This is a genomic window from Alkalilimnicola ehrlichii (assembly GCF_003399765.1).
Lineage (GTDB): Bacteria > Pseudomonadota > Gammaproteobacteria > Nitrococcales > AK92 > AK92.
The window spans coordinates 1-17,552 of sequence record NZ_NFZV01000037.1 but is presented as its reverse complement, the minus strand read 5'-3'; the positions used below and the strand labels follow the sequence as shown (position 1 = coordinate 17,552).

At 58.4% G+C, this 17,552-nt stretch carries 15 protein-coding genes and 1 pseudogene; 11 read left to right on the top strand and 5 right to left on the bottom strand.

Annotated elements, in window-relative coordinates:
- Positions 1-921, bottom strand: a complete 921-nt coding sequence (locus tag CAI21_RS20675; protein WP_116304035.1) for a response regulator — start codon at positions 919-921, stop codon at positions 1-3.
- A complete protein-coding gene (locus CAI21_RS20670; RefSeq protein WP_220348950.1) occupies positions 918-2,210 on the bottom strand; it encodes a sensor histidine kinase in 1,293 nt (430 codons plus the stop codon). Before CAI21_RS20670 ends, CAI21_RS20675 begins: the two co-directional genes overlap by 4 nt.
- 176 nt (positions 2,211-2,386) lie before the next feature.
- On the opposite strand from CAI21_RS20670, the gene CAI21_RS20665 reads away from it, so the two are divergent.
- The 10 genes and pseudogenes from CAI21_RS20665 to CAI21_RS26175 all read left to right on the top strand — a co-directional run bounded on the left by CAI21_RS20665 (position 2,387) and on the right by CAI21_RS26175 (position 11,395).
- Positions 2,387-3,277: a DUF4382 domain-containing protein gene (locus CAI21_RS20665; protein ID WP_220348948.1), complete on the top strand. Its 891-nt coding sequence runs from the start codon at positions 2,387-2,389 to the stop codon at positions 3,275-3,277.
- Between the two features lie 312 nt (positions 3,278-3,589).
- On the top strand, positions 3,590-4,111 hold the full coding sequence (locus tag CAI21_RS20660; RefSeq protein WP_116304034.1) for a hypothetical protein: 522 nt from the start codon (positions 3,590-3,592) through the stop codon (positions 4,109-4,111).
- Positions 4,112-4,582: 471 nt separating this feature from the next.
- A complete protein-coding gene (locus CAI21_RS20655) occupies positions 4,583-5,905 on the top strand; it encodes an amidohydrolase (RefSeq protein WP_116304033.1) in 1,323 nt (440 codons plus the stop codon).
- Positions 5,906-6,333: 428 nt separating this feature from the next.
- Positions 6,334-6,765: a YjfI family protein gene (locus CAI21_RS20650; protein ID WP_116304032.1), complete on the top strand. Its 432-nt coding sequence runs from the start codon at positions 6,334-6,336 to the stop codon at positions 6,763-6,765.
- 29 nt (positions 6,766-6,794) lie between these two features.
- The gene (locus CAI21_RS20645) at positions 6,795-7,499 is read left to right on the top strand and encodes a PspA/IM30 family protein (protein ID WP_116304031.1); all 705 of its coding nucleotides are present in this window, start codon (positions 6,795-6,797) and stop codon (positions 7,497-7,499) included.
- Between the two features lie 41 nt (positions 7,500-7,540).
- On the top strand, positions 7,541-8,599 hold the full coding sequence (locus CAI21_RS20640) for an ion channel (RefSeq protein ID WP_116304030.1): 1,059 nt from the start codon (positions 7,541-7,543) through the stop codon (positions 8,597-8,599).
- On the top strand, positions 8,599-9,264 hold the full coding sequence (locus CAI21_RS20635) for a DUF2491 family protein (protein ID WP_116304029.1): 666 nt from the start codon (positions 8,599-8,601) through the stop codon (positions 9,262-9,264). The genes CAI21_RS20640 and CAI21_RS20635 overlap by 1 nt, the downstream gene beginning before the upstream one ends.
- A gap of 13 nt (positions 9,265-9,277) precedes the next feature.
- A complete protein-coding gene (locus CAI21_RS20630; RefSeq protein ID WP_181919562.1) occupies positions 9,278-9,694 on the top strand; it encodes a DUF350 domain-containing protein in 417 nt (138 codons plus the stop codon).
- A gap of 13 nt (positions 9,695-9,707) precedes the next feature.
- Positions 9,708-10,229: a DUF1190 domain-containing protein gene (locus CAI21_RS20625; RefSeq protein ID WP_116304028.1), complete on the top strand. Its 522-nt coding sequence runs from the start codon at positions 9,708-9,710 to the stop codon at positions 10,227-10,229.
- A 3-nt stretch (positions 10,230-10,232) separates the two neighbouring features.
- Positions 10,233-11,395 (top strand): annotated as a pseudogene (locus CAI21_RS26175) (glutathionylspermidine synthase family protein).
- 43 nt (positions 11,396-11,438) lie between these two features.
- On the opposite strand, the gene lnt reads toward CAI21_RS26175, so the two are convergent.
- Both lnt and CAI21_RS20610 read right to left on the bottom strand, forming a co-directional pair.
- Positions 11,439-13,067 (bottom strand): apolipoprotein N-acyltransferase, encoded by a 1,629-nt coding sequence (gene lnt / locus CAI21_RS20615; RefSeq protein ID WP_116304027.1) that lies wholly within the window; start codon positions 13,065-13,067, stop codon positions 11,439-11,441.
- A gap of 62 nt (positions 13,068-13,129) precedes the next feature.
- The gene (locus CAI21_RS20610; protein ID WP_116304026.1) at positions 13,130-13,732 is read right to left on the bottom strand and encodes a hypothetical protein; all 603 of its coding nucleotides are present in this window, start codon (positions 13,730-13,732) and stop codon (positions 13,130-13,132) included.
- A gap of 737 nt (positions 13,733-14,469) precedes the next feature.
- Here CAI21_RS20610 and CAI21_RS20605 point away from each other — a divergent pair.
- The gene (locus CAI21_RS20605; RefSeq protein ID WP_116304025.1) at positions 14,470-15,294 is read left to right on the top strand and encodes a hypothetical protein; all 825 of its coding nucleotides are present in this window, start codon (positions 14,470-14,472) and stop codon (positions 15,292-15,294) included.
- 109 nt (positions 15,295-15,403) lie between these two features.
- Here CAI21_RS20605 and CAI21_RS23420 read toward each other — a convergent pair.
- A partial coding sequence (locus CAI21_RS23420) for a hypothetical protein (RefSeq protein WP_220348946.1) occupies positions 15,404-17,552 on the bottom strand: 2,149 nt, incomplete at its 5' end.

Sequence of the window (17,552 nt, the reverse complement as noted above, 5' to 3'; positions counted from 1 at the left end):
TTATGCGAGCGAGTTCTGCCGCGCCCGAAGGCGTTGCAGGTAGCCGCCGAGCTGCGCGGAGATGCCCGCATTGGCCGTTCGGCTGGGGGTGTCTACCGTATAGCGGCGGGTGAGCGACGGCAGCCGCTGTAACAACGCATGGCGGGTAAAGGCGGCTTCCACGGCGCTGCGGAGAAGGGTGGCCGATGCCGTACGCGGTAAGACGCGGTAGACCTGGGCTTCGTTGATGAGCTCGGTGAGCAGCTTGGCGTCTTGAAAGGCGGTGACGACCAGGGTGAGCATTTCCGGGTGCTCGCGTTTGAGGCCTTTAACAAGGTCGGAGATGTCGCCTTCCGCTGTGGTTACATCGGTAACCAGCACGGCCGGCGGCGCGTGCTGTAGGCCTTCGAGTAGTTGCTTGACGCTGGTGTAATGGCGGAGCTGGCTTGCGTCGTAGCTGCCTTGAAGCAGCAGCCGATGCAGTCCGCCTTCGGTGTCGAGAACGGCAAGCCGGGCCAGTGTTTTCTCTGTTATGTCGATAATCCCGTCGGCTTTTGGCGCGCTGGTCGTGCAGGCAATCTCGACCGCTTGCTGAAGCGTGGCTTGCAGGTTGCCCACATCCCAGGGTTTATTGATGAAGCGGAAAATCTCGCCTTCGTTGATCGAGCCGACAATCGCGGCAAGATCCGAGTAGCCGGTTAGGAGCATACGCACGGTATCCGGGGCGATCTCGCGGGCCTCGCGTAGTAGCTCGACGCCGGTCATGGCGGGCATGCGTTGATCGCTGACCAGAACGTGAAACTGGCCGTGCCGCAGTTTTTCTAATGCTTCCTGGGCGTCCACCGTGCTGGTGACATCGTATCGGCTACGGAACAATAAGGTCAGGCTGCGGAGGATGCGCTCGTCGTCGTCGACGAACAGAACTCGTGCTCGCGTAGTCATAAGGCTTGCTCCACGGTTGCTTGGGTCTCGCCTGTGAAGGGCAGCAGGATGGAAAATCGCGTGCCCACGCCCTCGCGCGACCAGACATCGATGCGGCCCTTGTGTTGCTGCACGATCTGGTAACAAATGGACAGGCCGAGCCCGGTTCCCTGGCCTACCGGCTTTGTGGTGAAGAACGGGTCGAAGACCCGGTCTAGAACATCGGGGGGAATGCCGCGCCCGTTGTCCTGTATTTGTATGCGAATCCCCGCGGTTTCCTCTTTTACGCGAATGAGCAGCTTGCCCTTGCCTTCAATTGCTTGCGCGGCGTTAGCGAAGAGGTTGAGGAATACCTGGTTCAGCTGCGAGGGAATACAGCTAATGGGGCGAACCGCGTCAAAGTCGCGGACGACCTCGACGCGGTGTTTGAGATGGCTGTGGCCGATCTTGAGTGCGCTCTCGATACAGTCGACGATATCGACGTTTTCGCTCGCCGCCCGATCCAAGCGGCTGAAGTCCTTGAGGTTGCCGACCAAGTCTGTGATTTGCTCGACTCCGTATAGTGCATCGGCAAATAGCGTGTCGAGATCGGCGGTGAAGTCGGGCGCGTCGGCGCCTAACAAGGTGCCGGCATGGGCAACGGTCTGCTCCAGTTGTTCGGGGCTGGTAGCCGGGGCTAGCAAGGCGGCTAATAAATCGCGCCCTGCTTGTTGGCCCTGACGCAGGTCCTCAAGCAGAAGTTGGGCGGTTTGTAGGTTGCCGCCGACATAGCCCAGCGGGGTGTTGATCTCGTGCGCGACGCCCGCCACCATCTGCCCCAAGGAGGCCATTTTCTCCGACTGAATCAGTTGCGCTTGCGAGGCGCGAATCCTGACATTGGCTTCCGCAAGCGCCTGCGAGCGCTGCTCAAGCTGCGTTTGCAGCAGGCTGAGCAGGGAGAGTACCGCCCCCATCCCGACGTATTGCTCGCCGTCCGCCAGAATGAAGTCTTCGGTAAGCGGGAGCCGGATGCGCTCGCTGACTTGTTGGCTCGCCGTTTCGATGGAGCTGTTAGCCTGGACAATAATCGGCTCCCGGTCCATGAACTTACCGACCGGATTGTCGCCAAAGATCTCGCGGCCGAAGCGGTTGAGGAAGATACGCATAACAGTGTGTCGCGTAATGGCCCCAACGGGTTTGCCGGCTTCCACAATAGGCAACGAAAGCGCGTCGCGATAGACATCGCTGAGCAATAGGTCGCCGACCTCGTTCACCGTGTGATAAGGCGTGATAGACGGAACCGGGTTAACGAGCGCGCGGACGGTTTCCAAGGCTGTACACCATCACTCCATTAGGAACAGCGAATCGATGCTAGCGCGCAGGTATTACAAAAGAATGACGACCACTGCCGCGATGGAACCATCTTCTTGTGCGTTGCGTGTTTGGAAGAAGACGGATGTTGAAAACATCCCGACGAAAAGACTCGTAAGCTTTGGAAGGAATCCAAATGACGTATCGCATTTCTCGGTCGATTATTTTACCTGCTGCCGCTTTCGGCATGGCGGCGCTTTTGAGCGCATGTGACGGCGACAGTAATGGCTCCGACACCGGCACGCTGTCGCTGGCCGTTACGGATGCGCCGGTCGATAGCGCGCGAGCGGTTTACGTGGATTTTACCGGCGTAACGCTCCAGCCCGCGTCGGGGCAGCGAATCGAGTTCGACTTTGAGGACGCGCGCCGCATTGATCTGCTGGAATTGCAGGGCGGCGTTTCGAAGGCGCTGCTGGATGGCGAAACGGTGCCAGCCGGCGCTTATAGCTGGATGCGCCTGAAACTGGCCGACACGCCGGGTTATATCGAACTCGATACCGGCGATACCTATCCGCTATGGGTGCCAAGCGGAGCGCAAACCGGTTTGAAGCTGCAACGCGGGTTTACGGTACCGGTTAACGGCCATGCCGATTTCACCATCGATTTCGATCTGCGCAAATCGGTGCTGAATCCGGGTAATGGCTCGGACGATTATCGACTGCGGCCGACGCTGCGCTTGGTGGACAACACCGAGGTAGGCGCGATTGCCGGCGAGGTGTTCTCGGAGCGGCTGACTGACGACAGCTGCGATCCCGAAAATGCCGTTAATGTGGTGTATATTTTCGACGGGCGCGATGTCGAGCCGACCGACCTGGGCAGCGAGCCTGGCCCGCTGACGACGGCTTCGGTGCGCGAGGATGGGACGAATAGCTATCATGCCGCGTTCCTTCCGGCGGGGGAGTATACGGTTGCGTTTACTTGCCGTGGCGAGCTGGACGATCCGGAAGTGGCGGGCGACGAGCTGAGCTTTCAAGGTGTCCAAGCGGCGACCGTGCAGGCTGGCGAAACGACGACCGTCGATTTCTAAGCCATTACCCGTGGTCGAACCGGTGGCGGCGCTTGCTGCCACCGGTGCTTTTTCTTTTCAGACAGCCATCGATATGGTCTCGGTACGGGTTGGCAGTGCCGACGCCTTCTGTCAAAGGCGAAGCCATCCGAGGTAGGGCTTTGGGTTAGCGTTTGGTTGCGGAGCGCCGGTCGGAAGAGTGTGGGGTAGGGGTCACTTTCGGCTCGAATTCTTTTATCATGCATGTCTTTATTAGCGTCAGCTAACGGCCGCGAGGCGGCCTGCGCGTAAGTTGACGTTTGTAACGCGATAATAACAAGGATGGTTCTCAGCATGGTGCGCTGGTTTTTCTGCCTTTTAGCTCTTCTCCTTGCTTGGCCGGTGCAAGCCGAACGAGTACGGCTTGCCGCTGGCGTGGATTATCTTCAGGGCGGGTTTAAAGATGATGCCGGCAAGGATGGCGCTTTAATAGCGTTTGGTTTTGAGTGGGAGGCCAGCCCGCGTTTGGGGTATGGCTTCTCGCTTGGAATGCGGGATCAAGACGCTGACAACGGCATATGGGGCAAGGGCGACGGATACTTGCGTTACCGGCTGCGGCCAAACGGGGCGCTCGATCCGTTTGTGGTCGGGGCGGTATCGAGCGTAGGCCTTAGCCGCCATGAGTGTTCCGCTGGCGCCAATGGCGCCTCCCCAATGGCTTGCGGCACGGAGCGTTCCGGCTCCTACGGGTTGAGTTATCGCTTGGGCGTTGCGATCGGCAACCGAAGCGGTGCTCAGCTCGATGTGTTTTGGTCGCAATATCTCGGCACAGAAGACGTGCAGCTGAATATCGTCGGGGTTCGGGGCGTCTTTTAAGATTCGGGCATGGCTCCAGGGCGCGCCTGCCTTGGTACCGATTGCACTTGTGGCCCTGCCAGGGCTGGCGGAAACCGAGTTTAACGAAGGGTGTCGGTAGCCCCTCGGCTGGCACCTGCCATACTCAGTTTATCGCGTTAGGAAGCTGCGCTATGGCTTTAAGTGCATCGGCTTACTCAACAGTGCCGGAAACAGCAACGGCGTCGTTAAGATCTTGTAGGGATTGTCTTCGGTTACCGCCAGACATCTCCATCTTATCGCCCGTTTCATGCTTGGTTCGGTACCTCGCCTGCCGTTTATCGGCAAATGCTTCGTCAACAGACATCATCAACGCATGCCATGGCCTTCATGCCTGCCGTGCCGGTTGCCGTGTAGCCACCGGCAGATTTTCCGCATCGTCAAACTTGACGACTCATAAGAAGAACAAGCGTCATCAGGCTGCTGCTACCCACTGTAGGAGGAGACACCACGATGTATAAGAAATTAACGTACGCCTCGCCGCTCTTGTTTTCCTTAATGGCGTCGCCATCGTCGGCGGCGGGGTTGTCGCTGGCGGAGCAGGTGTCGGCATATGCCGAAGCCTTGGAGGAAAAGGCCATCGCGTGGCGGCACGATATCCACAAACATCCTGAGTTAGGTAACCAAGAGTTTCGAACGGCGGGTTTGGTTGCAGAGCATTTGCGCAAGCTCGGCATGGAAGTGGAAACGGAGGTCGGCACGACCGGGGTGGTCGCTGTCTTGCGTGGCGGCGAGCCGGGGCCTGTGGTTGCCTTGCGGGCGGATATGGACGCGCTGCCGGTTAAAGAAGCAACCGGTTTGCCTTATGCCTCGACCGTGCGGCAGATGTATCACGGCGAGGAGCGTTATGTGATGCATGCCTGCGGTCACGATGCCCACGTGGCAATTTTGCTGGCGACCGCGGAGGTATTGGCAGGCGTTCGGGATCGATTGCCGGGGACGGTGAAGTTTATTTTTCAGCCGGCCGAGGAGGGGCCGAGCGACTATGTGTACGACGGCGAGCGTTTTTTCGGAGCGCGGCAGTTGGTTGAGGAGGGCGTGCTAAAGGCGCCGGAGGTAGACGTCATCTTCGGTTTGCATGTGACCTCGGCGGCGCCGACCGGCGTGGTGGCTTACCGCAGCGGTCCGGTGATGGCGAGTAGCAGCGATCTTCACATTACGGTTTCCGGTCGGCAGTCGCATGCGGCGCAGCCTTGGGACGGCGTCGATCCCATTGTGACGAGCGCGCAGATCATCAACGCGCTGCAAACGGTGGTCAGCCGTCAGACCAATATTATGCCGCCGCGCGCGGTGGTAAGCATCGGGACCATTCACGGAGGCACCCGGCATAACATCATTCCGGATTCCGTCGAAATGACCGGCACCATCCGTACCTTTGACGATGAGGTGCAGAAACAGGTCAACGAGGACATTCGGCGCACGTCGGAACATATTGCGCTTGCCGCCGGTGCGGAAGCGGATGTTGCGATCATCGAGAACTATGCGACGACGGTGAACGATCCGGCGTTGACCGCGCAAATGTTGCCGACGCTAAAGCGCGTCGCCCCTCATGTGGTGGAGTCGCCGTTAGTGACCGGTTCGGAAGACTTTTCGTACTACGCGCAGGAAGTGCCGGGGCTGTTCTTTTTCTTAGGTGTAACGCCGATGGAGAATCCCGGCCATGCAGCCCCTAATCATTCGCCCGAGTTTTTGGTAGACGACGCCGCGCTGGTAACGGGTATCAAAACGCTCGCGGCGCTGACGGTCGATTACATGTTGCAGGCTCAGCAGGATTAAATGCAGAGTCGGATATGCTGGCGGCTCCCGCCTCGCAGCGGGCCGCCGTCGTTGCCGCGGGGTGTGTGCGCGTCGAGATTTTGCTGAGCAAAATCTTGTCAGCCCCGTGCATTTTCCAGTAGTTTATTCTCAATGATAGAATTAGCATTATGCTTATCTGGATATGATCCGCTTACCGAGTAACAGGGGTTTGATCGGGTAGCGGAAAGAGGGATCTTTGGGGGGATTTCGCCGCGCATAGGCCATGCGCCACTTCGTATCGAGCTTCGTATCCGATTGCCGCCCATCCGAGTGCGGAAGGTGCGTTAGGCTGCTGCGCGGAGCGTCTCTGTTCGCGGTTGCGAATCGCCTTACTTTTTCATGCGCGGTGTGGCGGCGCACTTGAATGCACGATTGTTTTTTTACGTTCAACGCAGGAGACATGCGGGATGGCTACTCAGTGGACGACGTCTTCTCTGGCCGAAGCGCTGGAGGCTTCCGATGCTGCGCAGGATGGCGCTTTCAGCGTCGAGCTGCTGGAGGGCAGCGAGCAGGCGATTAATGTGACGATGCATGAGTACGGCGATTTGCCGGTTCAAGTGACCGTGTCGGGCGAGCAGATTTTTGCGGTCGCGACGTTGTGGGCGGCCGACCAGGTATCGGACCGGGCCAAGTTCAATGAAGCAGCCCTGTTCAGTGGGCCGATCAGCCCGTTAACCAGTATCGGACTGATTCGGAGCGACAATGGCCAGGATGTTTATATTTGTTATGGCCAACTGTCGAGCCGTTCCTTGTTGACCAGTGTTGAGGAAGAGTTGAACGCAGTGGCCGAGAACGCGATCGATGCCGCTGAATCGTTTCAGGACTTCCTTGCTGCATAAATTAAGCCGTTATTGAAAGAGAACTGACTATGAGCCTGTTAAAGAAAATGGTCACCGCTATTCGGGGCGGCGCAAACGAAGTTGGCGAAGCGATCGTCGATTCTCAATCGTTACGCATTCTCGATCAGGAAATTCGCGACGCTAACGAAGCGTTGCGCAAGTCGCGCACGGACCTGACCAACGTCATGGCCCAGCGCAAGCTCGCCGGCGACAAACTCGACGCCAAACAGAAGAAGCTGGATGAGCTGGAAGGCTACGCGTCGATGGCGTTGGAGAAGGGCGACGAGAGCTTGGCGATCGAAATCGCCGAGCGGATTGCCGAGCTAGAGGGCGATGTCGCGAGCGAGCGCGAAGTCGTCGAGAACTACGATGCCAGCATCGCGAGTCTGAAAAAGTCGATCAAACAGGCGGAAAACACACTGGTTCGCCTGAAGCAGCAGGTCGATAGCGTCAAAGCCACGGCATCGGTGCAGCGAGCGCAAGCGGCGGTGGCCTCCCGTCACAGCGGTCAAGATGCGTCGTTGCGGACAGCGCTGGATTCGCTGGAACGCATTAAAGGTAAGCAAGCCGAGCGCGCTGCTCAGATGGAGGCGGCCGAGACCGTGGCGCGCGAGGAAAACGGCGACGACCTGGACGCGAAATTGCGGGCGGCCGGCCTTAAGGCCGAGAACGGCAGCGCAAACGCCGTGTTGGAACGGTTGAAGAAAAAGCGCGAAGCAGGCGGTGCTGAGTAGCTTTATCCAACGGCGGGCCGACTGGAGTTCGGGGTGGCGATATGCCCATTTTTGTGAAGCTGTTCAGCGAGCTGCGCGTTCGAGTCGTTCAGGTTAGCTGGGCGTTCTTATTCGCGATCTTTCTCGTCCATATGCTGAGCTCCTGGGCGCTGGTTGCGCTGGCGGGCGAGGCGTCCATCGCCGACGCGGACGTTTGGGTGTATTTCTACATCGTGACGGCAACGACAGTCGGCTATGGCGATTTTTCCCCGGAAACGCTCGCCGGGCGCTGGGTGATCGCCTTGTGGGTAATCCCGGGTGGGATTGCGTTGTTTGCGGCCCTGATCGGTAAAACGACCGGGATCTTGGTGGACTTTTGGAGGCGGAGTATGCGCGGCAGGACCGATTACTCGGATTTGTCCGGCCACACGGTGGTGCTTGGCTATCACGGCGAAGCGACCGAGTTGATGGTCGATAAGCTGTTGGAGGACGATGCCACGCGGCGGGCGGAGATCGTGCTCTGCGTCGTCAAAGACATCGAGAACCCGATGCCGGATAAAGTGAAGTTTGTGCGGGGCGATTCGTTTGCGCAGCCTTCGCTGCTACAGCGTGCCGGTGTGGCCACCGCGAACAGCGTGTTGATTTACGCCGAGAGCGACGAGCAGGCCTTGGCGACGGCATTTTCCGTGTGGGCGCTGAACCCTGTCGGGCATGTGGTCGTGCATTGCGAGGCGGAAGAGTCGGCCAACCTGCTCAAGGCTCATTTTCCGCGCATTGAGTGTACGCAAGGTATGGCGATCGAAATGCTGGTACGTTCGGCGCAAGATCCCGGCGTGTCGAAAATCGTCAACGAGCTGCTCTCCGTCTCCCGTGGCCCCACGCAATACCGGTTGCAATTGCCGGAGACGTTCAAGGAACAGCCGTTTGGCCAGCTCATGAATTGGTTTAAGACTAAGCACGACGCGACGTTGCTGGGTGTGAGCAAGGGCGGCCGGGACGAGTTCCAGTTGAACCCGCCGGTAGCGTTGCCGGTTGCGGGCGGCGATGTGTTGTATTACATGGCCTCCGCCCGGATCGATCCAGCCGCACTTAACTGGACCGAAACAGAGGAGGTCGCCTAATGCTGGGCTTCTTCAAAAAGGCTTATCGTGCTCGCAAGGAGGAGCAGCAGCGAAGCGGTGAGGCGGAGGCGTCCGCTCAGGCGCCCTATGGTTTGCGCTTGTCCGGTTTCGTCGAGCTGGACGGCTTGCCGTTTCAGTTGAACAAGGGCGAATTCGTCTTCTCGCCGCCGGCCGGGTCGCAGCGCATCGATGCACGGGGCGCGGTCGATCTAGGCGCCGGCTGCCTGCTGCATCGGTTTTACCTGACGGACGATGCCTTCGTGCAGGTTAATACTACCGCAGGCAACGTCGACGACCTCAAGTTCTTCGTCTTCGACGACACGAAAACCCCGTCCAATGCGGAATCGTTCGCCCAGTGGTTGGGGGAAGAGAGCGTTATCGGTCGCGAGACGATCGAGCATCGCGGCAAGACGTTTTTCCGTGTGTGGGGGGATGAAGGCCAGCAGAAAGCGCCGCCTGTCACCTTCGACGAAGAGGTGTTTACCGGTTCCGACTCCGTCCCGGAATATACCGTCAGCCACTTCTGTATGCTTTATGAGCGCGAGGTGGAGGGAGCGGAGCGGCTGGAGTATCTGCTGGTTTCGGCAGAACAGACCGGCGAGGAGTACTGCGTGGTATTCAGCGTCGGTGTCGATGTAAGTGAAGCTGATCTCGATATTGTTTAAGGAATAAGAAAGAATGGCTGAAAGAATTGCGGTTTACATGGCGGGATTCCCGTCTTTCCTGTTGTATTTTCTGGTTGCGGTTGCTCTGCTGGCGGCTTTCTCCTTCATTTACGCCAAGATCACCCCGGATCATGAGTGGACGCTGGTCAAGCAGAAGAATTCTGCGGCAGCGATTGCCTTTGGCGGTGCGATTATCGGTTTCGTATTGCCGCTGCACAGCGCGATTACGCAGTCGATTAGCCTGCTCGACTGCGTGTTGTGGGGAATCGTGGCCTTGATTATTCAGATTGCGGCCTACTACGGCTTGCGTCTGGCGATCCGCGATTTGCCAACTCGTGTGGCGAACGGCGAGATGGCTACGGGTATTTTAGCCGCAGCGTTCTTCGTCGGCGTGGGCCTGCTGAACGCGGCGAGCATGACCTACTACTAATCGGAGGGGCGGGATGAAACGGAGTAAGTTTGCCGGCCTTGCCCTCATGGGGGCGGCGCCATTCTTTTTACTTGCTTGCGACAGCCAACCGCAGCAACGCTCTCTGGCTTCGACGGCCACGGCCTATCAGTCGGTGCAGGCATGCATCGACGCCGGGATCTACACCCCGCGCGCTTGCGAAGACGGCTTCGATGCCGCGCGTCGACAGTTGCCGCGTTATGGCTCGCAGGAGCATTGCGAGCAGCAATTCGAGCGCTGCGATCAAGTCGGTGGCGGCAGCATCTTCGTGCCCGCTATGACAGGTTTCATGGTCGGGCACATGATCGGCAGCAGCGGTCGGCAGACGGCATATCATCAACCGATCTATTACGATCGCGCTACCCGCGGCGATTGGGATCGGGCGGTGAGCAGCGCGCGCGCGCGTATGCCGCAACACACGGTGGATTCCAACAATCGGCAACAACCTCGCGCCACCACCAATTCGCGGAGCGGTTTCGGCTCCGGCGCGGCGGCGCGCGGCGGTTGGGGCAGCTAAGTCGTGCGGCGGGTGGTAACCCCGGAACGGCGCGATTGGCGTGGGCTTGCCGAGAGTCTTGGCTTTAAGTTCCACACCATCGACGGCGCCGTGTATTGGGATGAGTCGGCATACTATGCCTTCTCGCTACGGCAGATCGAGGACGATCTGGAAGATCCTTCGGCAGAGATCCACGCAATGTGCATGGATCTGGTGGATCGGGCCGTGCGCGATGAAGCCTTGTTGAAGCAGTTGGCGATTCCCGAGCCGTATTGGGATTACATCCGCGAAAGCTGGCAAAGCGGCCAGCCGCATTTGTACGGCAGGCTGGACTTTGCCTATGACGGGCAGAGTCCGGCCAAGCTGTACGAGCTGAACTACGATACCCCTACGAGTCTCTATGAGTCGGCGTTTTTCCAATGGGTCTGGCTTGAACAGGCCGTACAGCAGGGGCTGATACCTGCCGATGCCGACCAGTACAACTCGATTCAAGAAAAGTTGATCGAGGCCTTTGCTCATTTAGCGCCGAATTTGCCGCAGCCGGTGTATTTCTCCAGCGTTCAGGAGTCCGAAGAGGACCGGGGAACCGTCCAGTATATGCGGGATTGTGCTGCTCAGGCGGGCCTTGAGACACGCTTTATCGCGATCGAAGACATCGGTGCCAGCGACTGCGGCCGCTTTACCGACCTCGACGATTACGTTATCGAAGCGATATTCAAGCTCTATCCGTGGGAGTTTATGTTCCACGAGGAGTTCGGCGCCTTACTGCCCTCCGCCGGAGCCCTGTGGTTCGAACGCCTTGGAAAGCCATACTGTCTAACAAGGGCGTGCTCCCGCTGTTATGGGAAATGCACCCGGAGCATCCGAATCTACTCCCTTCCTTTATCGACGATGCGCCGACGAGCACCTTGCCGCCCGGTTGGGTGCGTAAGCCGTATTTTTCGCGAGAAGGCGCTAACGTCACCCTTCGAACGGGCAGCGGCGACGTGGTTGCGGTCGATGGACCCTATACGGATGCACCGTATATTCGTCAGGCCTATCATCCGCTGCCGCGGTTTGGCGATGCCTACACGTTGGTCGGTAGCTGGATTGTGGGCGACCGAGCGGCCGGTATCGGTATCCGCGAGGACGACTCGCTGATCACCAAGGACAGCTCCCGCTTTTTACCGCATATCATTATCGAATAATTCGTCTATCGGGTGCGATGTTTGCCGACGAGCTCGGCATGCACTATGTCCCTTGGCGTGTTCGATGGGCCCTTGCGACGGCGTTGCGCCACCGGGCAGGCATCGAGCACCAAAGGAGCATCAGCGCCAGCAAACCATAAAGCGCGGAGATCAGTAAGGCAGGGTGGCGGCTATAAAAGCTGTTACCTGCCGCTGCGTCGATTGGGACGCTTACCGTATAGGCGGCGGTTCGATGGTAATCGGACCGAAACTGGATGCGCCCGCTGGGCAGCACGACGGCCGAGGGGCCGTTGTTGGTGACATGTATCAGCGGCGCCCGATTCTCCACGCTGCGCAGCACCGAGGCGTGTAGGTGCTGATAGGGCTGTTGCGTCTCGCCAAACCAGCTGTTATTCGACTGGCCCAGCAAGATAGGCGAGGCGGCATCGTTCGGTACGGCTTTGGCCGCAAACCGAGGGAACATGACCTCGTAGCAGATCAAGGGAACGAGGGAGAAGCCATCGAGCTCGAACACCGCCGGCCCGCTGCCGGCGCTGATGTCGCCGTAGAACTCGCCGAGCCAGTTACGGATGAAGGCTTTGGCCGTCGGCCATTCGCCGAACCACGGCAGATACTCGGCGAAAGGAACGCGCTTTATCTTGTCGTACCGGCCGGCCATTTCGCCGTGGGCGTCGATAAATAGCGAAGCATTGCGGTTTACGGTAGTGCCGTCGCGGCGTTTACTTTCCAAATCCTGGAACACCAAGGGTATTTGCCATTGTCGGACCTGATGCCGAAAGGCGGTTTCCACATGGGGGAGGCCGAAGTAATGCTGCATGCGCAGTTCCGGCCAAACGATGACAGCAACCGATTGCTCGGCGAGCCGGTCGCTCAGTGCCATGGGTACGGAATAGGCGCGGGTAAAACCGGGGCGTGGCTCCGGCTCGTCGGTACTGGGCGGCTCATGCGGCTGTACGATGCCGACCGCGACCGTATCCCAGCGTTGAATTTCTCGATCCCAGTACCCGAGGCTGACGACGCCGTAAGTAAACCAGCCCACGACCGCAAGATAGGCGAGCGGTGTCGCCAGCGCGCTGCGCGTAGCGACTGAATGCTTGCCGGAGAGCCCGACCATCGCTTGCGCGAGTAGCGCATTCACCAAGCCGATGACGAGATCCAGCCCATAAACGCCGGCGATTGCGGTGCCTTGCAGGGCGGCAGGAAACAAGCTTTGCGTCTCGCCGATTTGCACCGAAAACAAGGTGGGAAAACCGGCAAACGCGGCCGTCAAGACGAGGGGAAACACCCAAAGTGTGGGGAAGCGTCGGCCGAGGAGGACCGTCAGCCAAGCGACGATAGCCACTAACTGAGCACAGTAAAACCAATACAAGGCGGCCAACGCGGCAGCGTGCAGCGGGCCGTAACCTTTGAGTAGATTCAAAAAGTCCATCATCCAATGCGTGGACAGAGCGAACAGCGCCAGGCCGGCAACCAGCCCGATGCCGTAGGCGGCTTTCGCAGTTAGGCCGCGCAGGGCGATCAGGAGCGGTACGAAAGCAAACCAGGCCAGGGCGAACCAAGGCGGATAAAGTGCCGCGAGCGCCAACAGTACGCCGCTGCTCGCGGCAAGCCCAAGCCGCCACAACCCGTGCAGGCGCCGTTTTCGTAGAGAGTTAGCATCTTTGGCAAGCATGTTCGGAGTCGCCGGACTAAGGGTTGGTTAGCGTCATGTCGTTGTGGTGGAGGTGCCGATCGTTACTCAGGGGGCGGCAACGATGCTGCGTTGGCCTCCAATGCCTCCAGCATGTGCAGCATCATACGGCGCTGCTCGCCATAGAGACGCTGCGCCAGCGCGGTGCCGAGCGTGTCGTCCTGTAAACGGCTCAGGGCCTCGAACTGCTCTATCTCTTCTTCCACGGTCTGCGGCGCCGGGTGCCGATCGCGCCAAGCGGCTTTCTCTCTCCGGTAATGCCAGTAATCGCGAAATAGTGCGGTTACTTGCGCTGCCTTATCCGTGGAGAACTGCCTTTCGATGAGGAAGCTTGCATGGGCCAACGCCGCTTCCCCGGCGGAGGGGGGCAAGGCTTCCGCGGCGCTGCCGAGCACGGATTCCGTTTCCGGATCGATGACGAGCCGGCCCGCATCGTCGAACTGCAAGCGAATCAGCGCCATTTCCATATCGCCCGTTGCCGCGAATGGTGCCGCCAGTGTAAGTGCCGGCAGCTCGAACCTTGTGGCTGTGCTGGTCTGCACTGGTCGATAAGTTGCCAAGTAGTGCAGCGCGAGACTTACACACAGCACTGTCAGCAGAAGTCGCTGCCTTCGGAGCGCGCGCGTTTGTTCGGTATGTGCCGCCATCGGTAAAAGCCGGATCCGGTCCTTTAAAAGCTTGGGTAAAGTATAGTTCAGAGTTTTTGTTTTGAGTATGAGTGAAGTGTCTAATTGTTTTTTATGTGTCTCTTGAATGAGACATCGTGACAACTCAATACAAAAGAATTGGAGAGGTCTTTTTTTGTTGGGTGTCTTACTGCCGATTATAAGCGATGGCAATTTTTATAGAGACGTCGTAAGCCCACCTGTCGCCGCTTTGAAAGACGGTTTGTCAGCGGCTCCAAAGCTTGATGTTGCTTCTCCTTGTTGTGGGCTTTTAGGTCGGGCATTCCCGCTCCTGCTAGGGCTTTTGTTCTTGTCTGGTTGCGGGCAAACGGCTATGAATCTGAGCCAGGCGTAGCTGCCTTCGGGTATCAGAAAGTCCCTGTTCTTGAACTTTTGTTTCCTTGACCTTTCTTTCTTGGCTGCTATAAAAAATCATAATTAGCGGCTAAAAGTTTCACTAATTTAAATGTCGAAAAGAAGGAATTGCCTGGAGGTTATAAATCTTTGGGCAATGCTGCCGGAAGGGCGAAATTGTCCGAAGGCAGAATGACTCACCCCGGCAGGAAGTGGATACACAGTGCAGCGTCGGGTCGTGGGTTAGGCATGTGGTGTTGAGGGCAAGCGACACACCGTAACGCCACAACAACCAAAATCGACTAAAAAAGGGTGACAACTCTATGAAAAGGACGATAACGAATTTTGCTAGGGGAAGTGCCGTTATGGCGGCGGGTTTGTTGCTGTCGTCGGCTGCTTTTGCGGCGACCGACACACCAGGCGAGGGTTTCGACAGGCTGTATAACTACGCGTCCGACGACGGGCCGTGCAGTGTGCAGCGTGTTCGGGGCGTTAGTTCGACGTACTATATTCCAACGGACCGCTCGAACCCCAATGCGCGTTTCAACGTGTTGGTATGGGGTAACGGTACAGGCGGTACGGCTACCACGTACCGTCGCCTGTTGGAATCGGTTGCTTCCCACTGCATCGCGGTGGCTGCGGCTAATACGTCGAGTTCCGGTAGCGGGCGCGAGATGAGTAGTGCATTGGACTCTATGCGTAGCCGTTACGGCGACATTCTGGGCGACAAGGTCTGTACGGCCGGCCACTCGCAAGGCGGCGGCGGATCGTTCAATGCGGCCAACTTGATCGGCGCCGATTGCGTGATTCCGGTGCAGCCGGATACTCGCTTCACCACACGTATTCGCGACGATCTCGCATCCCACGTCGAAGTGATCGCCTTATGGAGTTCTCGCGATACGTTGGCACCGGCGAGTGGCAACCGTCGTAATGTGCAGAATGCTTCCAGCATCTTGACGCAGGTTGAAACCTCCGGCGAAGGCCACTTTGCACCCACTACCGGTCGTGGCGGTAATATCGGGACCTTGTTCCGGTTGGCGAACATTGCCCAGCTGAGTAACAACCCGGAGCATGCGACCGAAGCTCGTCGCGCATTCTGGGGGCCGGCGACCGAGTACACCGTGACCGATAGCCATCGTGACATCAGCGATGTTCGGCGGGATCGCGGCGCTGAAGCTACTGCGCCGTAAGTCGTAGGTAAGGCGTTGATAGGGTCTATTCACTGCTGCCGTAAAGCGGCGAAGAACCCTTGATCTTAGAAAAGTCGCCGCCCGCCTGTGCGGGGGCAGCGACTTTTGCTTAATCCGTGCCGGAAGGTAGGCGGTAGAAGTTTACAGCGCCTAACGGATCGGACGCCCTTGCGCTAACGACATAATGATGGCCGTTCGGCGAGAGGCTGACCCCGCGTATACCCGATGGCACCAAGCCTGCTAGGTTGATGCGATAAGTGGCTGCATACTCGTCGTCCTGCCGCTTGTACAGCATGATTTCCGGCGCATCGGAGAAAGGTGTCCTAGTCTGCTCGTTAGGTCCGGTTAGGAGTGCTTGCCCCTCGAACGACAGGGAGAACCCTTCATAATAGTTGGCTGAGTTGGCGCTTGTTAAGAACTGAAGCGGGGCGTCCACAACATGGAATTTTCTAAAACGATCCCCGTCTCGCTCAAAGAGGTGAATGCGCCTTTTATTGACGAAGGCGAGCGTTTGTTCATCGCCGGACATTACGAGTTCTTGCCCAGCTGATAAGGCGTCGAAATCGAGGGCTAGTTGAACTGGCGTTGCGGGAAAGAATTTACCGTCGGGCCGGCGCTCGTAGACGAGCACCCTGTCGTCGGCAGGTGCTTTATGGCGTATTACGTAAAGTGTGTCTCCGGCGTTAGTGAGTATAGCGGCGCCGAACCGTCCAGTGCGTTCTTGCTCAGGCAGGGGCAAACTCTGTACCAGTGTCCACGCTTCGTCATCCTCGTACTGCAACAGGTGAATGCGATTGCCTTTTACGGCGGCTAGTGTCAGCCCGTTACCGCTTAGTGCGAGCGTGGGTTGAGAGGGGTCGCCTTCCCAGCTAAAAGGTAGGGTGGCAGTACTTGTAGCTTTCCATTGCTCACCCCTTTGGCGACCGAAAAAATGCACTTGGTCGCAACGGGTCGCGTACTCGCACGCAAGCACGGCGATGTGTTGGCCGTCGGAGCTGATTTGAAACGCTTCGCCGAACTCTAAACTGGTGTCCGGCGGTGGGAGCAAAGCGCCCCGGAGTTGCCATGAATCATCGGGCTCCAAGTCGAAGCTCAACAGAGGGCCGCCAAGCCATTGTCCGTTGCGCGACTGGCGACTGAAGGCACGGATGAGCACGCTATCTCCGGTTTGTGTGAAGACGGGACGCCCAAGCCGTTCCATTGCTCCGACGCCGAGTTTCGACTCTGAGAAGGTTTGTTGGGGGCGTAGTTCGAGGAAGTGGGCTCCATCGCCAAAGACGTCGACGCCCTCTATCAAGGCATAAGGCGGGTTGGGCTGGTATACAGGCCATTGCCGAAAGACTCGGACTGGCTTTCTTCTATTCGGTTTGTACTCAAGCATGGCCCTGGCGGTATGGCGTTGTCCGGGCCGGGTGGTTTGGGTAGGAACGATGCGGAACCTGCCGTCGACGGTAGGCCCTTCAGGATAAACCGTTGCTTCTACGCCATTAAGTTCGAAAGCGGTGAGCTGCCAGCTGCCACGAGACGGGCGGGTGGCGGACACTTCGAGTACCCATTGACCTCTGCCATCCATACTTTCCCAGCCGTTCGAGAGATAAACATCAGGGTTGCGCAGCTGTCGGGTGTCGTGAGTGTGGTATAAGACCCCGCCGACGTTGAGCGTGACCAATACCGCGATGCCAAGCGCAAGCTGTCGGCCTAGCGACAGGGCTTGCAGGCGTCGAATGATCGAGCGGCCTTTCGCTCGCAAGGGCCGAGGATCGTTCTTCTGTACCTTGGCCGCTGGATGAACTTTTGTGCAGATTGCGCAGCCGTCGCCGAATACCGGCTGTTCAGGGTGTTGCGGACAGTGCTTTAGCGCATTTGGACCGGGAGCGAGATGGCTTCTCAGTTGCGCTGTCCACTGAGCGGCAGAGGGGCGTTCGGCATGTGGTGGCGTAAACGACCGATCGAAAAGGGTTTGAATGTCGGTGTGTAACTGTTTATGGACGCTCCAAGGCGAGGGTGCGAGCCGTTCATGGGGCGTTTGCCCGTAGGGGTATAAGTCAGCCTTGATGCGCTCCCCATTGGTAGCCGGTAGCGAAATCTTCCCTTTAGGAACCCCCTGATAAGGATGAATCCCCTGATTCAGCAGTTGAAACAGGATGACAGCCAGCGCGAAACGATCCTGCGCCTCGCCGAGCTGCTCGGGGGGCTGGTTCTGTTGCAGTGCTTCGGGCGCGATGTAGCCGTCGGTGTAGGCGTGCGCGGGGTACTGG

Coding starts and splice junctions, on each gene's coding strand:
- CAI21_RS20660 (WP_116304034.1), top strand. CDS start 3,590: ATGGTGCGCTGGTTTTTCTGCCTTTTAGCTCTTCTCCTTGCTTGGCCG.
- CAI21_RS20605 (WP_116304025.1), top strand. CDS start 14,470: ATGGCGGCGGGTTTGTTGCTGTCGTCGGCTGCTTTTGCGGCGACCGAC.
- CAI21_RS20625 (WP_116304028.1), top strand. CDS start 9,708: ATGAAACGGAGTAAGTTTGCCGGCCTTGCCCTCATGGGGGCGGCGCCA.
- CAI21_RS20675 (WP_116304035.1), bottom strand. CDS start 921: ATGACTACGCGAGCACGAGTTCTGTTCGTCGACGACGACGAGCGCATC.
- CAI21_RS20650 (WP_116304032.1), top strand. CDS start 6,334: ATGGCTACTCAGTGGACGACGTCTTCTCTGGCCGAAGCGCTGGAGGCT.
- CAI21_RS20655 (WP_116304033.1), top strand. CDS start 4,583: ATGTATAAGAAATTAACGTACGCCTCGCCGCTCTTGTTTTCCTTAATG.
- CAI21_RS20635 (WP_116304029.1), top strand. CDS start 8,599: ATGCTGGGCTTCTTCAAAAAGGCTTATCGTGCTCGCAAGGAGGAGCAG.
- CAI21_RS20640 (WP_116304030.1), top strand. CDS start 7,541: ATGCCCATTTTTGTGAAGCTGTTCAGCGAGCTGCGCGTTCGAGTCGTT.
- CAI21_RS20645 (WP_116304031.1), top strand. CDS start 6,795: ATGAGCCTGTTAAAGAAAATGGTCACCGCTATTCGGGGCGGCGCAAAC.
- lnt (WP_116304027.1), bottom strand. CDS start 13,067: ATGCTTGCCAAAGATGCTAACTCTCTACGAAAACGGCGCCTGCACGGG.
- CAI21_RS20665 (WP_220348948.1), top strand. CDS start 2,387: ATGACGTATCGCATTTCTCGGTCGATTATTTTACCTGCTGCCGCTTTC.
- CAI21_RS20630 (WP_181919562.1), top strand. CDS start 9,278: ATGGCTGAAAGAATTGCGGTTTACATGGCGGGATTCCCGTCTTTCCTG.
- CAI21_RS20610 (WP_116304026.1), bottom strand. CDS start 13,732: ATGGCGGCACATACCGAACAAACGCGCGCGCTCCGAAGGCAGCGACTT.